This is a genomic window from Candidatus Rokuibacteriota bacterium, from assembly GCA_016209385.1.
GTDB lineage: Bacteria > Methylomirabilota > Methylomirabilia > Rokubacteriales > CSP1-6 > JACQWB01.
The window spans coordinates 16,795-39,864 of the sequence record JACQWB010000289.1; the positions used below are offsets into that span (position 1 = coordinate 16,795).

Genomic DNA, 23,070 nt, shown 5'->3' on the forward strand with positions numbered 1-23,070 from the left:
CGTGCGATGGCCCAATGAAAACGCGCCGGTTGACACAGGGTGTCTCATACGCTCGCGCCGTCTGGGAGGCGCCTCCCCGTCAGGCCATGGCGCAGACGCCCGAAGGGCAACGCCTCCGGGCGAGGTGCTCCTCGACCTCGTCCCGGAAGTGGGTGAGGACCGAGCCGATCGGGTTGGGCGCCACCTGGCCGAGGCCGCAGATCGACGTGAGGGCGAGCGCCTCGGACAGCTCGCCGATCAAGTCCAGGTCCTCGCGCCGGCCACGCCCCCGGCTGATGTCGGTCAGGATGTCCACCATCTTGGCGGAACCGACCCGGCACGGCACGCACTTGCCGCACGACTCGTTCTTGAAGAAGCGCACGGCGTTCAGCGCCATGTCCAGCATGCACGTTCCCTCGGCGCAGACGACGATCGCTCCCGAGCCCAGCATGGAGCCCGCGTCGGCGAGCGACTTGAAATCGAGCGGGACGTCGAGCATGGCAGGCGGGAGGAACCCGGACGACGGCCCGGAGGGTGCGAAGGCCTTGAGGCGGCGGCCGCCCGAGACGCCCCCGGCGCGATCGAAGATGAGCTCGCGGGTCGGGGTGCCCATCGGGATCTCGTAGACGCCGGGGCGGGCGACGTGGCCGCTCACGCCGACGAACTTGAGGCCGGGAGCCCCGGACCGGCCCTCCGCCTTGAACCACTCCACGCCCTTCAGGAGGATCGGCGGGACGAAGGCGAAGGTCTCGACGTTGTTGATGACCGTCGGCTTGTTGTAGAGCCCGTGAGTGCCCGGGAACGGCGGCTTGTTGCGGGGCTCGGCGCGCCGGTCCTCCAGGGCCTCGAGGAGCGCCGACTCCTCCCCGCAGATGTAGCCGCCGGGGCTCACGAAGATCGAGAGGTCGAAGCTCACGCCGGAGCCCAGGAGGTCCCGGCCGACGAGCCCCGCGCGCTGGCACTGCTCGAGCTCCTGCTCCAGGATCACCCGCTGGGCCTCGTACTCGTGGCGGATGTAGATGATGCCCGTCCGCGCCCCCGTCACGACGCCGGCGAGGACCATCCCTTCGATGACAAGGTGGGGGATATGCTCCATGATGAACCGATCCTTGATCGTGCCCGGCTCGCTCTCGTCGGCGTTGCACACGACGTACTTCGCGTCCCCCGGCGCGTTCCGGACGATCTCCCACTTGAGACCGGTCGGAAACCCTGCCCCGCCCAGCCCGCGCAGGCCGCTCTCCTTCAGCGCGGCGAGGGTCCCGGCGGCGTCGCGGCTCGCGAGTAGCTTTCGCAGCGCCTCATAGCGCTGGCCTCCCGCGTACGGATCGATCCGCAGCGGAGCCTCCGGCCGTTGCACCTCAGGGTGCGGAAAGCGCCGTCCTGCGGCGGCGGCCTCGACGTGCGAGTAGAGGGAGGCGGAGGTGAGCCGCGCGACGATGGCGTCGTTGACGGACGCGGCCGGGGCGCAGTCGCACTGGCCCAGGCACGAGACCTCCCGGATCGCCACGCCGCTAGGGCCGAGCCGGGCGACGCGGGCTTCCACGGCGCTCCGGAGATCGTCGGCGCCGTTGAGGTGGCAGGAGAGGTCGGCGCACACGCGGAGGTCGATGGCGGGCGGCGGGGCAAGCCGGAAGTGGGGGTAAAAGCTGGCCAATCCCTGGAGGTGATAGAGCGGGGTCTGGGTTCGCTCGGCCAGAGCCCGCAGCTCGGCTGCGGGCAGATAGCCATGGGTGTCTTGGATCGCCCGAAGCTCCTCGATGATCACTGGCCGCGCCCCTGGCACCTCAGGACTCGATGGTATCGAACGGGAGTCAACATAGCGTCAGCGTCTGCTCTCTGTCAATCGCTGATTGGGCTCGCGAGCCCGGGAGTCCGTCGGCGGCTGTCGGCTCCCCGGTTCGCTTTGACAGCGTCGTGCTCACCGTGTTATAGGGATGCGCGGTAGGATCTCCGGGCCCAGCGGTGAACCCCTGACGGCGGGGGAGGAACTGATCACGACTGTCGAGCGACGCTGGGGAGCTGTGTTCACCGCGCTGATCCTCTGTACGAGCCCCGGCACGAGCTCGGCGGAGCCGCTGGATCCTCCGGTAGCGAGTCAGTTGAGGGCAGGACCCGTCCCGTGGGGTGCCGCGTCCCCGTCGGGCGCGGCGCCGTCCTGGTTGGCCCAGCGCCTCCGGCGGCCGGGCGCGGAGGAGCCGAAGGAGGAGGCACCGCAGGAGAAGCCCGCCCCCCAGCCGTTCGTTCAGCCGCCGGTCGAGCCGCCCGTGGGATTTGCCGGGCGCTCCCTCCTCCGTCCGCGCGCCACGCAGACGAGCCCCGAGTTCGTCCCCCTGGAGGACCGCTGGCGCATCGGGTTTCCCGAGTGGAAGCGGTACGAGCGCCGCATCGAGGCGCCGTACGTCGAGGGGCGCTGGTGGGATCCCTACAACCAGAACGTCCTCAAGGGCGACTTCCCGGTCCTCGGCCAGCACATCTTCCTGAGCCTGTCGGCGATCAGCGACACCCTGTTCGAGCTGCGACGCATCCCGCTCCCCAGTAACGTGAGCGCCGAGGACCCCGACAGCGCCGAGTTCTTCGGGTCCGGGGACCAACGCTTCGTCAACCAGAACTTCATCCTGTCGCTCGAGGTGTTCAAGGGGGACACCGCGTTCAAGCCGCGAGATTGGGAGTTCAGGATCACGCCGGTCTTCAACCTCAACTTCCTGGACGTGCAGGAAACCGGGGTCGTGAACATCGATGTCCGCGAAGGGACGACGCGGAAGGAGGTCCACAGCACGTTCCAGGAGCTGTTCGTCGAGTACCACCTGGGCGACCTGAGCCCCAACTATGATTTCGTCTCAAGCCGCTTCGGCATCCAGGGCTTCACCAGCGACTTCCGCGGCTTCATCTTCAGTGACAACACGCTCGGCTTCCGGCTCTTCGGCGACCTCCAGTCGAACCAGAACCAGTTCAACGCGGCCTACTTCCGCCCGCTGGAAAAGGACACCAACAGCGGGCTCAACCGGCTCTTCGACACCCGGGGCCAGCACCTCGCGATCCTGAACTACTTCAGGCAGGACTTCCTGTGGCTCGGGTACACGGCCCAGCTGAGCTTCCACTACCTCCACGACAGCGGCGGGGTCCACTTCGACGAGAACGGCTTCCTCGTCCGGCCCGCCGCCGTCGGGTTCGTGCGGCGGACCCGGCCGAACACCGTGGACGTGGCGTACCTGGGCTGGACGGGCGACGGCCACATCGGGCCGCTGAACCTCACGCACGCGTTCTACCAGGCGCTCGGCCGCGACACGTTCAACCAGATCGCCGGCCAGCCGCTGGACATCAACGCGCAGATGGCCGCCCTGGAGCTGTCGGTGGATCTGGACTGGCTGAGGCCCAAGGCGTCCTTCTTCTGGGCCTCCGGTGACTCCAAGCCGCTCGACGACCGGGGCCGCGGCTTCGACTCGATCTTCGACAACCCCAACTTCGCCGGCGGGGGATTCAGCTACTGGCTCCGCCAGGGGCTCCCGCTGACGGGGACCGGGCTCGAGCTGGTGGGCCGCAACAGCCTGCTCCCGAGTCTCCGGGGCAGCAAGATCGAGGGGCAGCCGAACTTCGTCAACCCGGGCCTCTTCCTGTTCAACGTCGGGAGCGACGTCGAGCTGACCCCCAAGCTCAAGGCGTCGCTCAACCTGAACTTCCTCCGGTTTCACCGGACCGCGCCGCTCGAACTCCTGCTCTTCCAGCCGGACATCCGCCACGATATCGGGTTCGATTACAGCCTCGGGTTCCGGTACCGGCCGTTCCTGAACGAGAACGTGACCATCACGGCGGGGGCTTCGGCGCTGACGATCGGTGGGGGCTTGAAAGACGTGTACACGTTTGACACATTGGAGTTCGGGGCGGGCGGGTTGCAGGTCGTCAAGAACGACCCGTTCGATCACCTGTACTCGGCCTTCCTGGCCGTCACGTTCACCTACTGATCGAGCCCGAGGGCAGGAGCGACGATGGCGCGGCTGGGCGGACACACGACGGCGCGGGCGCTGTGGACGGCGCTGGTGGTGATCGGCGCGGTTGCCGCACTGGTCGCAGCCTGCACGATGTCCCCGGGTCCTGAGCCCGGACGGCAGGTGGTCCCCCGGCCCGCGGCGGCGCCCGCCACCGAAGGCCCGCCCCTCAGCAAGCAGACCCAGGCCGACGCCGATCGGAAGAGCGCCGGGTGTGTCACCTGCCACACCAAGACCGACTCCCCGTCCATGCACATGGCGACCACGGTGAAGCTCGGGTGCATCGACTGCCACGGCGGCCGCGTCGACGTCCGCCTCCCGGCGGGCGCGGCCAAGGACTCCCGCGAGTACGACGAGGTGAAGAAGCAGGCCCATGTCGAGCCGCGCTTCCCCGACGCCTGGAGGAGCTCGGCCAACCCGGTCCGGTCCTACACGCTGCTCAACCGCGAGAGTCTCGAGTTCCTCCAGTTCGTGAACCCGGGTGACCTCCGCGTGGCGCGGCGGACCTGCGGGCCCGAGGGGTGCCATCCGGCCGAGGTGTCCCAGGTCGAGAAGAGCATGATGACGACGGGTCCCATGCTCTGGGCCGCGGCGCTCTACAACAACGGAGGCTACCCGATCAAGCAGCCGCGCTTCGGCGAGAGCTACGGTCCCGAAGGCGCCCCCCAGCGCGCGGTGACCGTGCCGCTCCCAACGCCGGAGGAGACGGCGAAGAAGGGCGTCCTCCCCTACCTCGATCCGCTGCCCCGGTTCGAGATCACCCAGCCGGGCAACATCCTGCGCGTGTTCGAGCGGGGCCAGCGCCGCCCCCTGGAGCTCGGGGTTCCGACGCTCGACGAGGACCCGGGCCGTCCCGCCAACCGGCTCAGCGCGCGCGGGCTCGGCACGCTCAACCGGACCGACCCGGTGTGGCTGAACCTACAAAAGACGCGGCTCTTCGACCCCGCGCTCTCGTTCCTGGGGACCAACGACCATCCGGGCGACTACCGCTCGAGCGGCTGCTCCGCTTGCCACGTGATCTACGCCAACGACCGGTCCCCGGTCCACTCCGGACCGTTCGCGAGGTTCGGGAACCTGGGTCGGAGCGACACGGCGGACCCGACGATCCCCAAGGGCGAGTCCGGCCACCCGATCAAGCATGTCTTCACCAACTCCATCCCGTCGAGTCAGTGCGTCGTGTGCCACCACCACCCGGGGACCACGGTGACCCAGAGCTACTTCGGCTACACGTGGTGGGACAATGAGACCGACGGCGAGCTGATGTATCCGCCGACGGAGCGCCGGCTCGCGGCGTGGCAGGTCGACGCGATCCAGCGCGCCAACCCCGAGGGCTCGGCGCTGCGCGGTCTCTGGTCCGATCCCGAGTTTCTCGCCAACGTCGTTGACCTCAACCCGAAGCTCAAGCGGACCCAGTTCGCGGACTTCCACGGCCACGGCTGGGTCTTCCGCGGCGTCTACAAGCAGGACCGGAAGGGGAACCTGCTCGACGCCAAGGGGAGCGTCGTTGCCCACGACGACCCGGAGCGCTTCAAGAAGGCGGTCCACTTGAAGGACATCCACCTCGAGAAAGGGATGCACTGCGCGGACTGCCACTTCAAGCAGGACGTCCACGGCAACGGCAAGCTCTACGGCGAGACGCGCAACGCGATCGAGATCGACTGCATCGACTGCCACGGGACCATGCAGCAGCGGACCACGCTCAAGACATCCGGGCCCGCGGCGCCGAAGGGAGGGACCGAGCTGGCCCAGCTCCAGACGCCCTTCGGCCAGCGGCGCTTCGTCTGGCGCGGCGACAAGCTGATCCAGCGGTCCATGGTGACCAAGGACCTCGAGTGGGAGGTCGTCCAGACGGCCGACACCGTCAACCCCAACTCGGAGTGGGCGAAGGCCCACCCCGGCGAGAGCCTGCGCTCGCGCCTGGCCAAGACGCTCCGCAAGGACGGCAAGACCTGGGGCGACGTGCCGGACACGGAGCAGGAGCTGGCCCATGCCAACGCCCGGATGACGTGCTTCTCCTGCCACACCGCGTGGGTGACGAGCTGCTTCGGCTGCCACCTGCCGATGAAGGCCAACGAGCGCAAGCCGCTCCTCCACAACGAGGGGGACGTGCTGCGGAACTGGACGCCGTACAACTTCCAGACGCTGCGCGACGACGTCTTCATGCTGGGCGTCGACGGGACGGTCACAGGGAATCGGGTCGCGCCCGTCCGCTCAGCCTGCGCGGTGCTGGTCGGCTCCCAGAACGCGAACCGCGAATGGGTCTACGCGCAGCAGCAGACGGTCTCGGCCGAGGGCTTCGCCGGCCACGCGTTCAGCCCGTTCGTGCCCCACACCGTCCGCGCCACCGAGACCAAGATGTGCACCGACTGCCACGTCGCGGCGAAGAACGACAACAACGCCTGGATGGCGCAGGCGCTGATGCAGGGGACGAACTTCTACAACTTCCTGGGGCGCTACGTCTACGTCGCCGAGGGCGGGCACGGGTTCGAGGCCGTCGCCGTTACCGAGCGGGAGGAGCCCCAGGCGGTGATCGGCAGCTACCTGCACGAGGTGGCCTACCCGACCGGCTACGGGAAGCACAAGGAGCGCGGGAGCGTCCTGAAGGAGAGCGTCCACCACCGCGGCCGGGATGTCCTCGGCCTGTTCGGGCGCGACGAGATCCTCAGCATCCAGCTCCGCGGCGAGTACCTCTACACCGCGAACGGGCCCGGCGGGTTCCGCGCCTACGACGTGGCCCAGGTCGACCAGAAGGGCTTCTCCGAGCGGATCGTCACGGCGCCCGTCTCCCCGCTCGGGCAGCGCTTCTACGTGCGGACCAGGTACGCAACGGCGGTCGCGTCGCCCACGACCCTGGCCGTGGACCCGACCCGATCGCGCCGCCCCGAGAACCAGGAGCAGCCGATCCACCCGCTCTACGCCTACCTCTACGTGACCGACCGCGAGGAGGGGCTGGTCGTCATCGGCAACCGTGCCGGAAGCCGCAACCGTCCCGGGGTCGCGACGCTCCTGGACGGCGACCCGACGAACAACTTCCTGGAGCGCGCGGTCACCTTCAACCCGGGCGGGATCCTGAACGGGGCCGTCAACCTCACCATCGCGGGGACCTACGCCTACGTCCTCGCCGACCGGGGGCTGGTCGTCGTCAGCATCGACGATCCCCTGAAGCCCAGGGTCGTGGCCGAGGTGGGTCCGCCGGCCATTGTGAAACCCCGGGCGGTCGCCGTGCAGTTCCGCTACGCGTTCGTCACCGATGCGGAGGGGCTGAAGGTCGCGGACGTCACCTTCCCCGAGCGCCCGCGTCTGCTCCCCGGGGCGGTGGTCCGGCTGAGCGACGCCCGCGGGCTCTACCTGGCGCGAACCTACGCCTACGTGGCGGCCGGCGCTCAGGGGCTTGCGATCATCGATATCGAACGACCCGAGCGGCCGGTTCTGGACCAGCTCTATACCGCCGACGGCGCCATCAACGACGCCCGCGACGTGAAAGTGGGCATGACCAACTCGAGCCTGTTCGCCTACGTTGCCGACGGCAAGAACGGCCTTCGGGTGATCCAGCTGACCTCCCCGCGCGACACGCCCGGCAATTTCGGGTTCAGCCCGCGGCCGGGCCCGCGCCTGATCGCCACCTACCCGACCCGGGGGCCCGCTCTGGCCGTCTCCAAAGGCACCGACCGGGACCGCGCCGTGGACGAGGGCGGCAACCAGATCGCCGTGTTCAATCGGCTGGGCTCCCGGCCGTTCAACCTGGCCGAGATGCAGCGGCTCTACCTGCGGGGCGGCCAGCTCTACGCGGTCAGCGACGAGCCTCCGGCTCCGCCGCGCCCGCCCCGTGAGGAGCTGAAGAAGGAAGAAAAGGAAGAGGAAGCGCCCGCGCCGAGGCTCCGGCGTCCCGGCCGGGAGTGAGGCGATTCGAAGGAGTCTCGCCGCGAGAAGGGGGTCACTCATGTTGCAGCTCGCCGCTTGTCGGGGTGTCGCGCTGTCCGCTGCGGCCGTCGCGGTGTTCGTCGCGGGGTCGCTCCTGCCCGGCGCCGCCTGGGTGAGCATCGCCCACGCCCAGGCGAAGGAGGCCTACAAGTACACCGGCGCCGCCTCGTGCGGGGCGTCCAACTGCCACGGGAGCACGAAGCCGAAGGCCGATTACCCGAAGCTCAACGAGAACGTGGTCTGGTTCCAGAAGGACAAGCACGCCAAGGCCTTCGCCACGCTCACCAACGAGAAGCTGAAGTCGGGCGTCCGCCCCTCCAAGATCGCCGGGAATCTGAAAATTGCTAAAGCCGAGACCAGCGACCGGTGCCTGGACTGCCACGCGGTCAACGTCAAGAAGGAGCTGAGAGGCCCCAAGTTCGACATCAGCGAGGGCGTTCACTGCGATGGCTGCCACGGCCCCGCGGAGAAGTGGCTGGAGCCCCACGCGGAGAAGGGCTGGACCCACGAGCAGTCGGTGAAGGTGGGGATGTACGACACCAAGGACCTGCTCCTCCGGGCCGACAAGTGCGTGTCCTGTCACCTCGCCATCGACCACGAGTTGGTGACCGCCGGCCACCCGGACCTCCTCGCCTTCGAGCTGGACACCTTCAGCGCCTCGATGCCGCCGCACTGGCGGGACAAGGGGACCTGGTTCGGGACCCGCGCCTGGGCGACGGGCCAGGCGATCTCGCTCCGCGAGGCGATGAAGCAGCTCGCGGACCGTGCCGGCAAGAACGCCCCGGAGAAGCTGCTCGCCGAGGCCTGGCAGAAGGGGCGCGGCCACGCCGCGGTCTTCCGCCACCTGCTCGGCCTCGTCGCGCCGGACGCGCAGAAGGCGCTGGCTCAGGACCTGGGGACCCTGGCCGACCTCCTCGGCAAGGGCGCCGGAGACCGCGCGAAGATCGCTGCCACCGCGGGCCAGGCGGCCAAGACGGTGGGCCAGCTGGCCGCGAGGATCGCGACCCGGGAGTTCGACAAGGCGGGGACCCAGGCGCTCATCCGGAGCATCGCGGGCGACGGGGAGAGTATCTCGGCGGTCGGGATCCGCGGCGCCGAGCAGGCCGCCATGGCGCTCGACCGGCTCTACACCACCTACTCGAAGTCACCCGGCGAGAAGTCGGACAAGGCGCTGCAGGGCGTGCTCGACAAGCTCTTCGGTGACATCGAGGATCCGAAGAAGTTCGACGCGAAGCAGTTCGCCGCGGAGCTGAAGGCGTTCCAGGCGGGTTTCAAGTAATCGGGGGCGTGCTCACCGGGCACCGCTGCTGGGCCAGGCCCGGAGCGCCAGCTCCTGGTCGATGACCCGCTTGAAGCTGGCGAAGGGCTGAGCGCCCTCCAGCAGCCGGCCGTTGATGAAGAAGGTCGGCGTCCCCGTGACGCCGGCCTCTTTCGCGTCGGCGAGGTCCTCGGCCACTCGCGCCGCCGTCTTCCCACCGTCGAGACACGCCCTGAAAGCCCGCACGTCCAGGCGCAGCTCCTCCGCCAGGGACCCGAGCTTTTCCGGGCCGAGCTGGGGCGCGCTGGCGAAGACCCGCGCGTGGTAGTCCCAGAACCTTCCCTGCTCGCCGGCGCACTCCGCCGCCTCGGCGGCGAGCCTCGCGTGGGGATTCCGCTCGAGGGGGAAATGGCGGTAGACGCGCCTGACTTCCTTCGGGTACGCCTCGAGCACCTGTTGCAGGACGACCTGCGCTCTGGCGCAGAACGGGCACTGGAAGTCCGAGAACTCGACGATCGTCACCGGCGCGTGCTTCGGCCCCCTGGCGGCGGCCCCGGGGACGACCAGATAGTCTGACGCGATCGGGGTCGGAGGCTCCAGGTGCACGCGGACGCGAACCCTGGTTCTCAGCTCCTCCACGAGTCGCCGCGTCAGCTCGGCCTCCTTCGCTTGCTCCAGATAGCGCCTGAACGCTTCCCTGGCCGCCGCCTCCGGCGCCTGGACCGAGTGCTTGCGCTCCCGATAGAAGGCGTCCAGCTCCTGATCCGTCACGCGGACTCTCGCCTTGACTTCGGTCTCGAGCAGCCGCTGGACCGGGATGCCGCGCCGCGCGGCCTCCCGCTCGAGGAGCTTGTCTTCGATGAGCTTGTCCAGCGTCTGGCGCTGGAGCTGGTAGATCTCCTGCTTCAGTCGATACAGCCGGTCGCCGAGCGCTTTATCGACGGCGTCGGCGGTGATGGCGTCCCCGTCCACCTCGGCGAGCACGCGAGTCTCCCCCTGGCCTCGCGGCGGGCCTGCCCACGCGCCGGCGACCGCCAGGACCGCGGCCACGGCTGCAGCCAGCGCGAGCCACCGTCGAGCGTGGGGTGTGCCGCTCATCTCAGGGCCCGGGTTGGGACGGGATCTGTGGGACCTGGGGGTTGTTGAGGATCTTCTCGATGGCGCTGATGTCCAGCGAGCTGGTACCCACGTGGGTCGTGGGTTTCACCTGGGTGAGCTTGCGCACCTTGATCTGGCCCCCTTGGACCTCGAGCTCGAGGTTGACGAAGCGGTCGGTATCCACGAGGACCTCGTCGCCGTTCTTGAGGGAGAGGCCGGTGGCGGGGTTCGAGGACGAGAGGTCCTCCGGAGCGATCGAGAGGTCGCCCTTTCCGTTGGTGAAGATCCGCACCCTGCGCGAGATCCGGATGTCGCGGAAACCGTTGGGCGCGCTTGGGTCCAGGACCCGGCTCTTTCCGGTGCCGAGGCCGATGGCCTTGGCCACCTGCTCGATGTTGAGCGTGTCCTGGAACCCGGGCGTCGGGTGACAGCTGTCGCAGTTGCGCGGGATCTTGCGCACCGTGTGGGGGAACAGGGGGTTCATCATCAGGGACGGAAGGTGCCGGCCGTTCTCGATGGTCGTGAAAGCGAAGTTGAACATCCGCACGCCACAGCTCCCGCTGGGGCAGTCGGGGTTGTCGGTGGGGTTCTTGGGATCGAAGAGGCACGCTTGCCCGTCGTTGGCGCCGCCGAAGCAGACCCGGCTCAACGTGCCGCCCTCGCACTTGCCCCCGGTGCCGCAGTCAACGTCGAGCGAGCAGCTCTGGCCCACGCGCGTCCCCGCCGTGCACTGCTTGCATTGCCCCTCCGCCTCGGCGCTCCGGCCGCTCCGGGGTCCGCCGGCGCAGCTCAGGGCGGGGCAGCTCCCCCCCGGACAGTCGCTGTCGTTCTCGCAGAGGCCTCGGTCGTTGCTCCCGCCGGAGCAGCGGCTGAACTCGAGGAAGTTGCCCTCAGAGAGGTTCGCCTCGGCGCCACCGCCTCCCGCCACCTTGTTGGCGAAGAGGGTGGCCTGGCCGCCCGTGTGGTAGTTCTGGATCCGGCCCTTGGCGTTGATGCCCAGGATGAGCTGGTCGAACGTCGTCACGAAGCGCGGCTGGCCCTGGGTGGCGTTCCGCACCTCGTTGTCCATGTAGCTCCGCTGGAAGAAGCCTCCGGAGTCGGAGGACGTATAGTCGGTGATCATGTGGCACGAGTTGCACTGGTCGTGCCACTTCGCGTGGCAGGTGTAGCACTCGAGCCGGCCGTGGAGCACGTGCGAGGGCCCCTGCGCGTTAGGATTCCGCCCGCTGTCGATGACCTCCTTGATCTGCACGACGGGCCGGACCTCACCGGTGGTGTTGAGCCGGAGGAAGACCCGGCCCTCGCCGTCCCGGAAGAGCCCGCGGACCGGGTTGCCGAACCGGGTCTTGAGGTTGCTCACCTCGAAGGCGCTCCCGTGACACGACTCGCACTGGATCTCGGTCTTGTGGAACCGGTCGGTGTAGATGTGGCCGTCGCCGTGCATCTCCCGCTTGGTGTGGCAGTCCACGCACGCCATGCCGCGCTCGGCGTGGATGTCGGGCGGCGTCTCGTCGAAGTCGTTGGCGGTGTTCTCGTCCACGATGAAGAACGGGTTTCGCGGTGCCTGCTGCGTGGACACGCGGATGTCGCGCCGCCAGATGCTTTGTGTTGGGAACCCCTTGACGATATCCGAGCCCAATCGGCTCGGGTCGTAAGAGCGACCGAAGAGGAGATCGCCGGGCTTGAAGTACCTTGGCGCGCTGGGATAAAAGCCGCCCTTGCGGCCACCGATTGTGAAGTCATCCACCCGGTTGTTCTCGTTGTGCTCGTTCAGGATCCTGAACTGCGGCAGCGCGTTGTCCCCCTGCGGCCGCTCGCGGAAACCGAGGAAGCGCTGGGTATGGCGGGCGCCCCGGTTGTGACAGTGGGCGCACTGCTCGATGGGGGTGAACCGGACGATCTTGTGCTTGACAGGATGGTCGGTCTCGTTCTTCGGGATCGTCTGGTCGAAGCTCTCGCTGAACCCCTCGCTCTTGTACACCACGTGGCAGGCCGTGCAGCCGGTGGGGCGGTAGTCGCCCGGGGCCTTCGACCCTGACGTGTAGAGGTGGCAGCGGCCGCAGTCGGTCTGGATGTAGAAGGTGGCCATGCCCAGGCTGTTGCTCTTCTTCCCGGCGCGGATCTCCTGGTCGTTCCGCGGGACCTCCTTCGTGATGGCCGGGATCGTCCCCGGGATGCTCGGGTCGAAGTTGGGATCGACGATGGGCTCGCCGCGGGGGAGGAGGATGGCGAGCTTCGCGACCTTGTCGCCATCCCGCTTGTCGGTGGCGTTCCCCACGAAATCCGTCACCCGCCCCTCGCTGGCGCCGGGATGGCCGTTGGCGAAGTAGATCCCGCTCATCAGGCCCGCGACGGTGGCGTGGAGCGAGCGCGTCACGCGCTCGACGATCTCGCCGTGGCAGCCGCTCGGCCCGCACGACTGCTGAGCCACCAGGAGGTCGCCGGGATTGCGGAAGCGCCGGTAGGCGAGGAGCGCCGGGTCGCGGTGGTCGCTGTTGGTGGGGTCGTCCTGCCGGTACATCCGCGGCCCGCGCTTCTCTTTGGGGGCGGCATCGGTGGTGTGGGTGCCGGTGGTCAGGGGGAACTCACCGAAGTTGGCGGGGCGGGGCACGTGGGCCCGCTCCTTGTCGGCCTGGGTGTCGTCGCCGCCGTGGCACTCGGCGCAGCGAACCGCGCCGAAGGGGTGGATCTGCTCGACGATCTTGAGCCCGCGGTGGCAGCCCGAGTTCTCGCAGGTGTTCTTCCTGAAGACTTTGATGCCCGCGTGCGCGGGCGGGAGCAACGGGCCGGAAGAAAACGGGGTCGGTTCGCGGTCCCCGCTCGCGAATATCAGGAGGGAGAAGACCAGCACGCCCGCGGGCAGCCACAGGCGGCCGCGCCGTGCCAGTCTCCGTCTGAGCGCGCCCATCCTCAGCCTTTCCGTGTCAACCGCCTTGGTGGGACCACGATGCGAACCCGGTCTCCGCAGCAGTGTCGAGCGGACCGGCGACAAAAGTCAAGAGGCTCGCCGCAGCCATGTCAGCGCAGCTCCCGCCGGTGACAGCGCGAGCAGGTCGGCTCGTGGGTGTGGCAGGTATAGCAGCTCCGGAGGTTCAGGATGGCGAGTACGGCATGAGCGCCGCCCTCGTCGCGGACGAACGTCCGCAGCGGGATGTGGCTGCGGGGCAGCACGCTGTGGCAGGCGACGCAGAAATCCCCGGTGTGGCAGTTGGTGCAGACCTTGCGGTCCAGGGCCGCGAGGCGGCCGTGGAGCATCTCGGCGAAGCGGAGCCCGACGTGGGAGCGCGGCTGCATCGAGCTGTGGCAGCCGGCGCAGTTGTTCTGGCCCACGTTGACAAACCGCGTGTGGCAGGCGCCGCACTGGTTGTCGGGGTCGCGGGCCTGCGCCTCGTGGTGGACGCGGAAGGCCTCGGTGTGCGCGATCGCGGGGGAGACGGGATCGGAGGCGCGCGGCCTGAGGTCGGCGTGCATGACGGTGTGACAGGTCTGGCAGTTCTTGATCAGGGTTTCGGCGCGGACAAATGTCGCGTTGGCATGACAGGCGGCACACTCCCGCATCGTGGGGAGCCGGGAGGCTGTGTCCACGGCGTGCTTCTGCAACACGGGCGCGTGGCAGGTCGTGCAGTCGATTGGGGCTCCGTCGCGCCGTTGGAGATGGCTCCCGTGGTTGAACGGGCGGATATCCCGGTACGCGTGTTGACCGGCAGTCGGAAGGGCGTGGCCGCGCGCGTGCGGATTGCCCGCCAGGTCTGAGGCAGGGTGCGCGGCGCCTTGTGGCCTCGTGGTGGCGGTCCGCCTCATGTTGCGGTCAATGCGCTCGAGGGCGTGGCAGGTGAGGCATCGATCGACGACGTCTTCTTTCGCCAGCGCCGGTTTGGCGCCGCCGGCCCCCGCGTGGCAGGCGGCGCACTCGGGATGGCCGGGGCGCGCGGGGCTCGGCGCCTTTGCCTCGACCGTGTGGCAAAAGATGCAGTCCTGGCGGATCCCCAGAAGCTTACTGACCGGCGGGCGGGGGTCGACGTGCGACGCGTGGGAGAACTGGGCCAGGGTCAGCCTCCCGGAGGGAAATCGGCCGACCGCCTCACCCTTGCCGGTGTGGCAGGTCCGGCAGAGCGCGGTCGCCGTGGTCTCCGCCTTCACATTCTCCTTTTTGAAGTCGTCCTCGTGGCATCCCTCACACGCTGCGTGCCCGGGGCGAACGGAAAAGGCGAGCTCGTGGCCCGGCTTGGGAGTCTGGGCGGTGTCGTGGCAGGCCGTGCAGACCACGTTGAGATCGGTGACGTGCACCTGGTGAAACGGCTTAGGCGCGGTGGCCGGAGGGGTGGCGGGCTTCCCCTGTCCCGTAACCGGCGGACTCTTCACCATCCACCCGAGGGAGAGACTCAGGAGGGTAAGGACAAGCAGGACAAAGCCGCGCGGCCAGTGGACCGTCTCCGCGCTGCTCGCCGTCTGCGCCTGCCCCTCGGCTGAGTTGTCCGTCTTCATCCCACGCGACCGGCTAGTAGTGGACGTCGAACCCGACCCGGACTGTGTGCTGGTGCGCGATGTCCGGGTTGAACTCCGGGTTCCCCCGATCGATCCCGTACTCGATTCTCAGGTCGGCCGTGCGGTGGACGCGGAGGCGTCCCCGCAGGTATCCCCCTGCCGTGGTGACGCCGGTGACCTCCGCGAGTCGGTTCCGGCTGTCGAAGAGACCGAAGTACCCTCCGACGCGGGCGCTGAAGTGCGAGCCGAGGCGGTAGTGGAGCTCGCCGTTCAGCTCGTGGTAGTCGGTCTCTCCGGCACGATTGATGTCGTCGAAGCGCAGCGCCCGCACCACGGCGCTCACCGGGCTTCGTTCGACGTGCCGGAAGCGGTACTGGAAGAGGGCATCCCAGCGTTCCAGCGGCGTCCAGACGGCCCGCAGCGTCACCTGCTCGAACGAGTTGTCGAAAGCCTCCTCCGTTCCGTCGACGAAGCGCGCGGCCACGCCTCCACCGAGCGTCAGCCAGGAACGGAGCTGATGATCGGCGTCGAGCGTCAGGTGGGTGGCCGGTCGGATCCGCAGGAGGAAGAGCCGTTTAGCAGCCTCGCGCTCGCGGAAGATGTCGAAGGAGAAGTCCTCGTCGGTGAGCCGGCGCACCGCGCTTCCGCGAATCGTCCACGGGCTCGCCGGGGCTGCGTACCAGCCCCGCACGCCCAGATCGATGGGGTGGACGTTGCGAAAGGTCAGAAACGCTCCCGCCCGCAGGTCGCCGATCTGCTGGGTGGCATCCAAGGCGTACCGGTGAAAGCCGGGCAGGAAGAAGTAGTTGACCGTCCCGGAGGTTCCCGGCTGGAACTGGTACGACGCGCTGCCGCCCATCGAGAAATCCGCCTCCCGGCCGCCAAAAAAGTTGACGCGGCGGCCGGAGAACACAGCGGCTTCGAGCCGCGAGTCGCGATAGCCGAGCGTCGCGCCGTCGATGACGGGGCTGCCGAGCAGCTGGGGGGTGGTGTCGAAGACGAATTGCCGGCCGAGGCGAAGGCTCGACTGAGACAGGGCCCCGGTTCCCAGCCCGTTCATCTCGGCGTACCCGTTGAGCACCTGGGTGCGCCGGCCGCCCCCGAAGGCGTCCAGAATGCTCTGGAACGGAGACCCAGCCCGAGTCCCGTCGAGGTCATCCTGATGAATGAGCGACACGTAGGTATTGAGCCGTGGGTCGCCGTAGCCGCGCGTCCCGAGGACCAGGTACGAGTAGAGCCGGTCGTCGCTCGCTTCGAACACCTGGGGGAAGGAGAAGCCTTCGGGGGTCACGGTGCCGGGCGGCCCGTCGTCGATCACGAACGATCGGGTCGGGCGACCGGTGAAGCTGACGAAGTTACGCGTGTAGGTGGAGCCGAGGCGAAAGATCAGGTGGTCGAGGAAATTGGTGGCCGCTGTCGGCTGCTCCGGCGCCGGCGCGGGGGGGGCCGGTTCGAGGCCGCGCGGTTTCTCGGGCGCTTCGCCACCGTAGATCCGCCGCCAGAGCTCCTCGATCCGGGCTGGCGGGCCTCCGCCCGCGGGTTGGGCGGCCAGGCTCACCGCGGACGTCCACAGCAGAAGCCCGAGAGCGCCAGCCCCGGCGACCGAGAGAGATCGTGGAAACGAGCTCAGATGGGGCCGCCCTCTCCGCACAGGGACGCGTCGTGAAAACCTTGCTCCCTCAACTCAACGGGCGTCGCGCGCTACCCGGAGCTGGACGATCGCAATCGCTCACTTGGCGACCGAGCGCACGAAGGCGGCAAGCGCTTTGGCTTCTTCCTCCTTGAGTTTTGCCTTGTAGGAGGGCATGATCTTCGACTTCCCGACCCCTCCCCCCCCCTTCAAGATGATGTCCAGGAGGTACTCGTCGGTCAGCTTGCCCATCTCCTCCTTGTTGGTCCAGTCCACGGCCTTGCCCTTGACTTTTTTGAGCTGCTCGCCGTCTCCCTTACCCTCCGGTCCGTGGCATTTCACGCAGTGTTGTTTGTAGAGCGCGCTGACCTCCTGGGCCACGGCAGGATACGCGCTAACGGCTAGGATCGAAGCGAGGGCGAATGCGCCACCGATGAGCTTCCCCCACCCACTCCGCATGCGGCTCCCCCCTTTGGTAGATCGTGTGCGGCCAGTTGGCCTGGGTAGGCTTGCAACACCGAATAGGACCGCCCCAGATATTTGTCAAGCGGTTTTTTCGCCGATGGGACACGCGGAGCGCGTTCGACCCGGAAAGATTCGGTTGACAATGCCACGGCGGGAAAAAATACTAATCCCCGGGAAAGTCCCTTTCGCTCCCGGGAGCGGAGGGCCGATGGCCGGACGACGACCCACGCGCATCCTCATCCTCGGTGGCGGCTTTGGGGGCTGGTACGCCGCGATGGCGCTGCAGAAGCGCTTGGCGCCGGACCCCGGCGTCGAGATCACGCTCGTCAACCAGGACAACTACTTCGGCTTCCGGCCGATGCTCCCGGAGGTGATCTCGGGCAGCATCGGGATCTTCGATTCGATCATCCGCCTCCGGCGCCTGTGCCCTCGCGTGACCCTCTACGCCCGGGAAGTTGAGGAGGTCGACCTCCACCGGCGGCTGGTGATCACCTCCCGCGGAGTGAGTCACCGGGCCGCCGCGCTCGAGTATGACCATCATCAAAGGGGAGGTCGAGGTCGCCGGCGAACGCCCCGGGGAGCCAGAGGCCGTAGTCGCCAAGCCGGGTCCCGGGCAGTGGTTTGGAGAGCTGGCCCTCATCAGCCGGACGCCGCGGAGCGCCACGGTGCGGAGCCTGACCCCCCTCGATGTGCTGACGCTGGATCAGGAAGGGTTCAGCGCTTTGTTCAACCATATCCCGCGGCTTCGTCAGTTGTTTCGGCACCGGGCTCCGGAGCGCAGCCAGGTGTCCACCTGGCCGCGCTCTTACGGGAGGGAACGTATGGTCGGCTCCAGTAAGCCCCGCTCGGTCCGTCGCGCGGGTCCGCTGCTCCTGCAGGTCCAGCCGGCTTCGCTGTTCGTCGCCAAAGAGATCAAAAGCTACGAGGAGTGGAGCCGGGAGATCACGATCGCGGTCAGCGTCCTGATCCTGATCCTTCTGGTCGCGACCCTTGTCTCCCAGCGGCGGCGCCTGCTCGAACCGACCGCCAAGTGGATCTTTCTGCTCGGCGTCGTCGTGCTCCCCGGGTTCGCTGCGCTCACGGGGATCTTCACGGTCTTCAAGATGGGGGAGCGGGCCGAATTCTGCGGCTCTTGCCATCCGGTCATGGACCCGTACATCAACGACCTGCTCGATCCCAAGAGCGAGACGCTGGCCGCCGTGCATAACACCCGCCGGCTCATTCCGGAAGGCCAGTGTTACGCGTGCCATGTCACGTATGGGATGAACGGGACGTTCAAAGCGAAGCTGAACGGGTTGAGCCACGTGTGGAAGTTCTACACCAAGAGCTGGAAGCTCCCCATCAAGTTGTACGAGGAGTATTCCAACGTCAACTGCACCCACTGCCACGCTGGCGGGAAGAAGTTCGAGGAGGCAGACGTCCACGTGGGCCTGGCCGACGACCTCAAGTCGGGGAAGGAATCCTGCGTCAGCTGTCACACGCCGGCGCACCCTCCCCAGGTCGTCAAGAAGGCCAGCACGGAGGCCGCGCGATGAGGCGGCTGGTCGCGGCGCTCCAGGCCTTCAACGAAGAGACGAAGCGGACGGTCTTGCTCGTCGCAGTAGCCCTGGCCGGCCTCTACGCCCTGGTCACGATCGGCTCGATGGCGAAGGTGACCGCGCTCACCATGCTCCTCTTCATGAGCGCCCAAACGCTGCTCCTGGCCGCCGCGGTGTGCTACGTCGCGGTCATCATCATGACGCGCGAGAGCATCTCGCAGCAGCACTTCGAGCCGGGCCAGGTTATCTTCCGGCAGGGCGATCCGGGGGACGACGTCTATGTGGTCATCAGCGGTGAGGTGGAGGTGATCCGGGAAAGTCCGGGAGCCGGGGAACACGTCGAGGCCCGGCTCGGACCCGGGGATTTCTTTGGCGAGATGGCCCTCATCCGAACCGCCCCCCGGATGGCCACGGTCCGGGCCCAGACACCCCTGGACGTCATGGTAATGCGCCGGGGCGCGTTCCTGTCGCTGTTCACGCACCTGCCCGCGCTGCGGCAGACGTTCCAGCAGGTCGTCCAACAGCGCATGGCCAGCGCCGCCGGAACAAAGCGCTAAGATCGCCCCGGGAATGGGGAGAACCAGGCGTATGGCCAGGGGCGCCAACCTGAAGGACGCATAGCTTGACAGCAGCGATGTCTTCAGGGGCACCGCGTCCACAGGGCGAAGTAGACGGGAGAAACGATCAGGATCACCAGCGCAGAGAGCAGGTACATGCCGGGCAGCGCGTCCGGTCCGACCCGCCTGAGAAAGAGCGACCCCGCCACCGAGAGCGCCACGACCAGGCCACCGACGAGAAGGGCATTGAAACAGGTGAGGTACAAGAGCGGCGGCCATTCCTCGGAGGCGACCAGGAAGACCTTGCCGAGCCGTTCGTCTAGCCTGGCGTTCATTCGGACTTACGGCTCGCGAGCGGGCCGCCGCCGGTGACACGGGTCCCTCTCCCCGGCCGGGCGCCGGGGGTCGAGCAGACCGGGCCGGCGCGAGCCAAGCCGGGCTCAAGGAGCTACTTGATCAGCTGGACGACCTTCCGAAAAAGCGCGGCGCGGTTCGCGGTCGATCGGTGGGTGGTCGAGCAGGGCTTCAAGGGGTGCGCTTCCGCCGAGCCGGGACCCGGCGTGGGCGCTTCCCCGCTGGGGTGCCGAGCTCTTCGAATTTCTGGCAGTAGAGCCGCACCGTCTTCACGTACTCGGCGTGGCTCCAGGTCAGCGGCGAGACCGAGAGCGGCTCGCCCGTGTACGGGTGGAGCTGTTCGGCGAGGACGCCGCTGGGCAGGGCGTGCTCCGCCACCCATTCGAGGATCTCCCGGGGTCGCCGGAGATCGTCCCGCGATTTGGCGATGGCGATCCACCACTGGGCCAGCCAGAGCGCACAGATGAACCACGGGTTTCCCGGGACCCGCTCGATGTCGTCGCTCCGCCGGTAGTAGTAGTCGTTCTCGTACCGCGCCACCCCGCCGATCGGTGTCTGCACCCAGAGGCGCTGTTCGATCGCCCGCATGGTGTTGACCATCTCCGGCGCGTCGGGGGGGAGGACGCCGAACGCGAACGGCGCGTAGAGGCTCGAGTCGATCGTGGGGTCGACGCTGAAGCCGTCGTTCGTCAGGTTCAGCATCCGGGCGAAGCGGCCGAGGTCCGATCGGTAGAGGTGCTCGAGGGCCGCCGCCTGCATCCCCTCGTACCCCTCCCGGCACCGCTTCTCCAGGGCGGCGTCCTTGAACAGGCGGGCGAACTTCGCGCCGGCCTCGAGCCCGGCACAGACGGCCGCCGTGGTGAAGGTGAACACCCCGTACCGCTCCTCCCAGAGGTCGTAGGACTCCAGCGGCAGCCCCGTCGGCGCGTGCCGGTACTGGAGCATGAACCTGGACGCTGGTCGGATCAGGCGCTCGAACAGCGACCGCACGAACGCGCGGTTGCCCGACATCTCGTAGTGGTGCCAGAGGGCCCAGAGGACCAGCGCGGTCTCGTCCTCCTGGATCGGGAGCTTGGGTTTCCCGTCCCGGACCCACGGGTGCCACGAGCTGCCGAGGGAGCCGTCGGGGTTGAACTTGTGGAGCAGGTAGCCCTCCGGGTAGTAGGTCGGCTTGGGCATCAGCGTGGCGCAGAACTTGAAGAACTTCTCGGTCAGCTCGGGGTAGCCCGCCAGGTCCAGCGCGTGCGCGACCAGGGCGCCGTCCCGCGGCCACATGTAGCTGTAGGTGTCGCGGTTGAACATCGAGGAGTCGCCGTCGTTGGCGGCGATGATCGCTCCGCCGGTGTCGATCTGCGTGCGGATGATGAGGAGGCTCCGGCGGTAGAGATCCACCAGGCCGGTGGGAAGGTCACAGAAGTCGGCGTCGCGCTCCCGCCTCCACTCCCGCCAGTGGGCGCGCGTCTCGTTGAGGAGCCGGTCGAAGCCGGGCTCCTTCTGGACGAGCATGTTCAGGGCTTTGACCTCGAAGTAGCCGCGGTCGAGCGCGATCCAGAAGCGAAACCGCACGCTGCCGTGGGGCGGGATGATCTGGCGGAGGCTGATGGCGGAGTCCACGGACCCCTGGGCGATCGGGTTCATGCCGAGCTCGCCGTCCTCGGCATCCCGCCAGGTCCCTTCGAGGCCGCCGTACTCCTTGGTGCCCGTGGCGTACTGAAAGATGCCTTTCCCGTCGTCGCCCCGGCCGTTGACGAGAAAATACCTGGGACCCTTGTAGTGGATGACGAAGTCGTTCACCGGCTCGTAGTAGGCCGTGTCGCCGTCGGCGTTCTCGGCGATATGGAGGTCCTGGCAGAAGAGGAGCCGGGCCTCGCGCTCCACGCCCCAATGGTTTGTGACCTCGAAGGCGCGCAGCACGAGCATGTGCCTGGGGTGGACCGCGTCGTGGCAGTGGACCGAGACGCCCAGCTCCCGGTCCTGGAGCTCGACGTCCGTGACGAGGGTCTCCGGCTCGTACTCCATCCGCCGCTTCCACGCCGGATCGTGCAGCCACCGGAAGCGTCCGGCGATCCACAGGCCGACGCGGCAGGGATGGCCGACGGTGTGGTTGTAGCGACCGACGTAGGGGAAGTACAGGTCGCGCAGGCAGTACGCGCTGTCGAAGTTGACCAGCAGGCTGCCGTTCCCGATCGGGAGATCCCGCGGCATAAGTCAGCGAAAGGATACCACGAGCGGGTGGGCTCCCGCCCCGGCGCCCCGGCCGCTAGGCGCACGCCGGCCTCAGTTCGCGCGCCCACCCACGCCTTCGGCGCGGGTACCCGGGCCCCCTCCGATTACTAGTAATGCCCTTCGAGCGCGGGCTTCGCCCGCGCAACCAATTCCTGGGGGAGGCCTCGGAGGGGGCCGTCGAGGCCCCCTCCGATTATCTAGAGGAAGTGGCGGTTCTGGTGCTCGTCGGGGGGCTCGAGGCCTAGGGCCGCGAGCTTCCGATCCACGTACCCCTTGTACGCCTGGCGGATCTCGGCGTTGCCGACGCTCTTGAGCCCCCAGTGGATGAACTTGGGGGCGTTGGGGGAGTCGGAGCGGCCGAACATGTCCAGGGCCGCCGGGTACCACTTCACCAGGAGCTGCTGGGTCAGAGCCCGACCGGCCCGCGCCGCGCAGAGCTGCTGGAGGAAGTAGTAGCCCATCTCCGAGTGCCCCAGCTCGTCCCGCTCTACCGTGGCGGCGAGCTTCCGCAGGGGCAGGTAGCTCGACTCCCGCCAGTCGCGCGCGTGAAAAGCCCCGTTCAGATCCACGAAGAAGTGGAAGAAGGCATCGTCGGCCCAGCTCTCGCGGGGCAGGTGGAAGGCGTAGTGGGTGTAGGGGACATCCTGCAGGGCGAAATCCGGGGCCAGGCCGGTGGCCAGACGATGAAAGAGGATGGCGTGCTTCATCTCCTCCGCCAGGTACTCGGCCTTGAGGGCCTTGGCCTCGACCGACGGGGCCAGGGCTTCGGCCACGTCGGCGCAGGTCGCCATGAATCCCCAGAAGCTCTTGTTGCCGGCCCGTTCCCCCTCGTGGCGGAGGAGCTTGAGGAGGAGCGCCGTGTACTCGACGGGGAGGGCGTCGCCCTCGTCGAAGCGGTAATTCGGCCGGCTCACCTGGCAGGTGAGCGCCGGTAGCGGGTCTCCCTGGGCGTACGCCTTCCGCCAGAAGGGCCAGAGGCCCGGGTGTGCGTGAGACGTCCTCTCCGGTTTTGCGCCTTCGCTCATCGCTGCCGCCTCCTTACCCGACGCCCCGCGTCAGCTTCTCCGGGTCAGCCGCTGCTGGTGACCGCAGGCGCACCCCAGGAGCCCCTCGGCGTAGAGGGCTGCCTGGGCGGCGACCAGGGCCGAAGCCATGCCGGGGAGCAGCTTGTCCCCCACCGTCCCCAGCACCTTCCCGCACCCTCCGCAGAGGAGTCGGTAGTAGGTGCCGTAGGCCGCCGGGTGATCCAACCGAATCCCGACGGCCTCGTAGGCCTGACGGATCTCCTCGACGATCTCGCTCATGACACGGGATCCCGCACGCGGCGGCGGGCGCCGCGCGATTGTCCGCGGAGACCTTACCTTACTGACTGTGCCGGGCGAGTGTCAATGCCTGCTAGCGAAGCGCTCCGGGCGCGGGCTTCGCCCGCGCAACCCCGGGGGAGACTTTCTATGACCCTTGTCAAGAACTTTTTTTTTCACGGTCACGCCGCCCGGCGTAACTGCTGCCGCGCCATGGTCGCCAGGTGGTAGGTCTCGTCGTATGGCACCTGCCGACTCCACATGACGAAGATGAC

Annotated in this window: 16 protein-coding genes; 6 read left to right on the forward strand and 10 right to left on the reverse strand. The window is 68.1% G+C overall.

The features are described 5' to 3' along the window. Positions 1-79 precede the first annotated feature (79 nt). Positions 80-1,780 (reverse strand): NAD(P)H-dependent oxidoreductase subunit E, encoded by a 1,701-nt coding sequence (locus HY726_21810; protein ID MBI4611633.1) that lies wholly within the window; start codon positions 1,778-1,780, stop codon positions 80-82. Positions 1,781-2,138: 358 nt separating this feature from the next. Between HY726_21810 and HY726_21815 the strand changes: the two genes are divergently transcribed. From HY726_21815 to HY726_21825, 3 genes are read left to right on the forward strand one after another with little or no spacing between them, the layout of a single operon-like run. Then, positions 2,139-3,938: a hypothetical protein gene (locus tag HY726_21815; GenBank protein ID MBI4611634.1), complete on the forward strand. Its 1,800-nt coding sequence runs from the start codon at positions 2,139-2,141 to the stop codon at positions 3,936-3,938. A 24-nt stretch (positions 3,939-3,962) separates the two neighbouring features. Then, on the forward strand, positions 3,963-7,862 hold the full coding sequence (locus HY726_21820) for a hypothetical protein (protein ID MBI4611635.1): 3,900 nt from the start codon (positions 3,963-3,965) through the stop codon (positions 7,860-7,862). A gap of 40 nt (positions 7,863-7,902) precedes the next feature. Then, the gene (locus HY726_21825; GenBank protein ID MBI4611636.1) at positions 7,903-9,162 is read left to right on the forward strand and encodes a hypothetical protein; all 1,260 of its coding nucleotides are present in this window, start codon (positions 7,903-7,905) and stop codon (positions 9,160-9,162) included. Between the two features lie 12 nt (positions 9,163-9,174). On the opposite strand, the gene HY726_21830 is transcribed toward HY726_21825, so the two are convergent. From HY726_21830 to HY726_21850, 5 genes are all read right to left on the reverse strand, one after another. Next, positions 9,175-10,239 carry a thioredoxin domain-containing protein gene (locus HY726_21830; protein ID MBI4611637.1) on the reverse strand — a complete coding sequence of 355 codons (1,065 nt, stop codon included), beginning with the start codon at positions 10,237-10,239 and terminating at the stop codon, positions 9,175-9,177. 1 nt (position 10,240) lies between these two features. Then, on the reverse strand, positions 10,241-13,147 hold the full coding sequence (locus HY726_21835; protein MBI4611638.1) for a hypothetical protein: 2,907 nt from the start codon (positions 13,145-13,147) through the stop codon (positions 10,241-10,243). 110 nt (positions 13,148-13,257) lie between these two features. After that, positions 13,258-14,724 carry a hypothetical protein gene (locus tag HY726_21840; protein MBI4611639.1) on the reverse strand — a complete coding sequence of 489 codons (1,467 nt, stop codon included), beginning with the start codon at positions 14,722-14,724 and terminating at the stop codon, positions 13,258-13,260. Between the two features lie 13 nt (positions 14,725-14,737). Continuing rightward, positions 14,738-16,282, reverse strand: coding sequence for a hypothetical protein (locus HY726_21845; protein MBI4611640.1), 1,545 nt, complete (start codon positions 16,280-16,282; stop codon positions 14,738-14,740). Positions 16,283-16,453: 171 nt separating this feature from the next. Then, positions 16,454-16,813: a cytochrome c gene (locus tag HY726_21850; GenBank protein ID MBI4611641.1), complete on the reverse strand. Its 360-nt coding sequence runs from the start codon at positions 16,811-16,813 to the stop codon at positions 16,454-16,456. A 214-nt stretch (positions 16,814-17,027) separates the two neighbouring features. Here HY726_21850 and HY726_21855 point away from each other — a divergent pair, with 214 nt between their 5' ends. The 3 genes from HY726_21855 to HY726_21865 are packed head-to-tail and all read left to right on the forward strand — an operon-like array spanning position 17,028 to position 18,914. Beyond that, positions 17,028-17,657: an FAD-dependent oxidoreductase gene (locus tag HY726_21855; protein ID MBI4611642.1), complete on the forward strand. Its 630-nt coding sequence runs from the start codon at positions 17,028-17,030 to the stop codon at positions 17,655-17,657. Then, positions 17,641-18,354, forward strand: a complete 714-nt coding sequence (locus HY726_21860; protein ID MBI4611643.1) for a NapC/NirT family cytochrome c — start codon at positions 17,641-17,643, stop codon at positions 18,352-18,354. The genes HY726_21855 and HY726_21860 overlap by 17 nt, the downstream gene beginning before the upstream one ends. After that, on the forward strand, positions 18,351-18,914 hold the full coding sequence (locus HY726_21865) for a cyclic nucleotide-binding domain-containing protein (GenBank protein ID MBI4611644.1): 564 nt from the start codon (positions 18,351-18,353) through the stop codon (positions 18,912-18,914). Before HY726_21860 ends, HY726_21865 begins: the two co-directional genes overlap by 4 nt. Before the next feature lie 83 nt (positions 18,915-18,997). On the opposite strand, the gene HY726_21870 is transcribed toward HY726_21865, so the two are convergent. From HY726_21870 to HY726_21885, 4 genes are all read right to left on the reverse strand, one after another. Further along, the gene (locus tag HY726_21870; GenBank protein ID MBI4611645.1) at positions 18,998-19,249 is read right to left on the reverse strand and encodes a hypothetical protein; all 252 of its coding nucleotides are present in this window, start codon (positions 19,247-19,249) and stop codon (positions 18,998-19,000) included. Between the two features lie 190 nt (positions 19,250-19,439). After that, positions 19,440-21,473, reverse strand: coding sequence for a glycoside hydrolase family 15 protein (locus tag HY726_21875; GenBank protein ID MBI4611646.1), 2,034 nt, complete (start codon positions 21,471-21,473; stop codon positions 19,440-19,442). A gap of 218 nt (positions 21,474-21,691) precedes the next feature. Next, positions 21,692-22,519, reverse strand: coding sequence for a phenylacetate-CoA oxygenase subunit PaaI (locus HY726_21880; protein MBI4611647.1), 828 nt, complete (start codon positions 22,517-22,519; stop codon positions 21,692-21,694). Between the two features lie 30 nt (positions 22,520-22,549). After that, positions 22,550-22,798, reverse strand: coding sequence for a hypothetical protein (locus HY726_21885; GenBank protein MBI4611648.1), 249 nt, complete (start codon positions 22,796-22,798; stop codon positions 22,550-22,552). Positions 22,799-23,070: the final 272 nt, after the last annotated feature.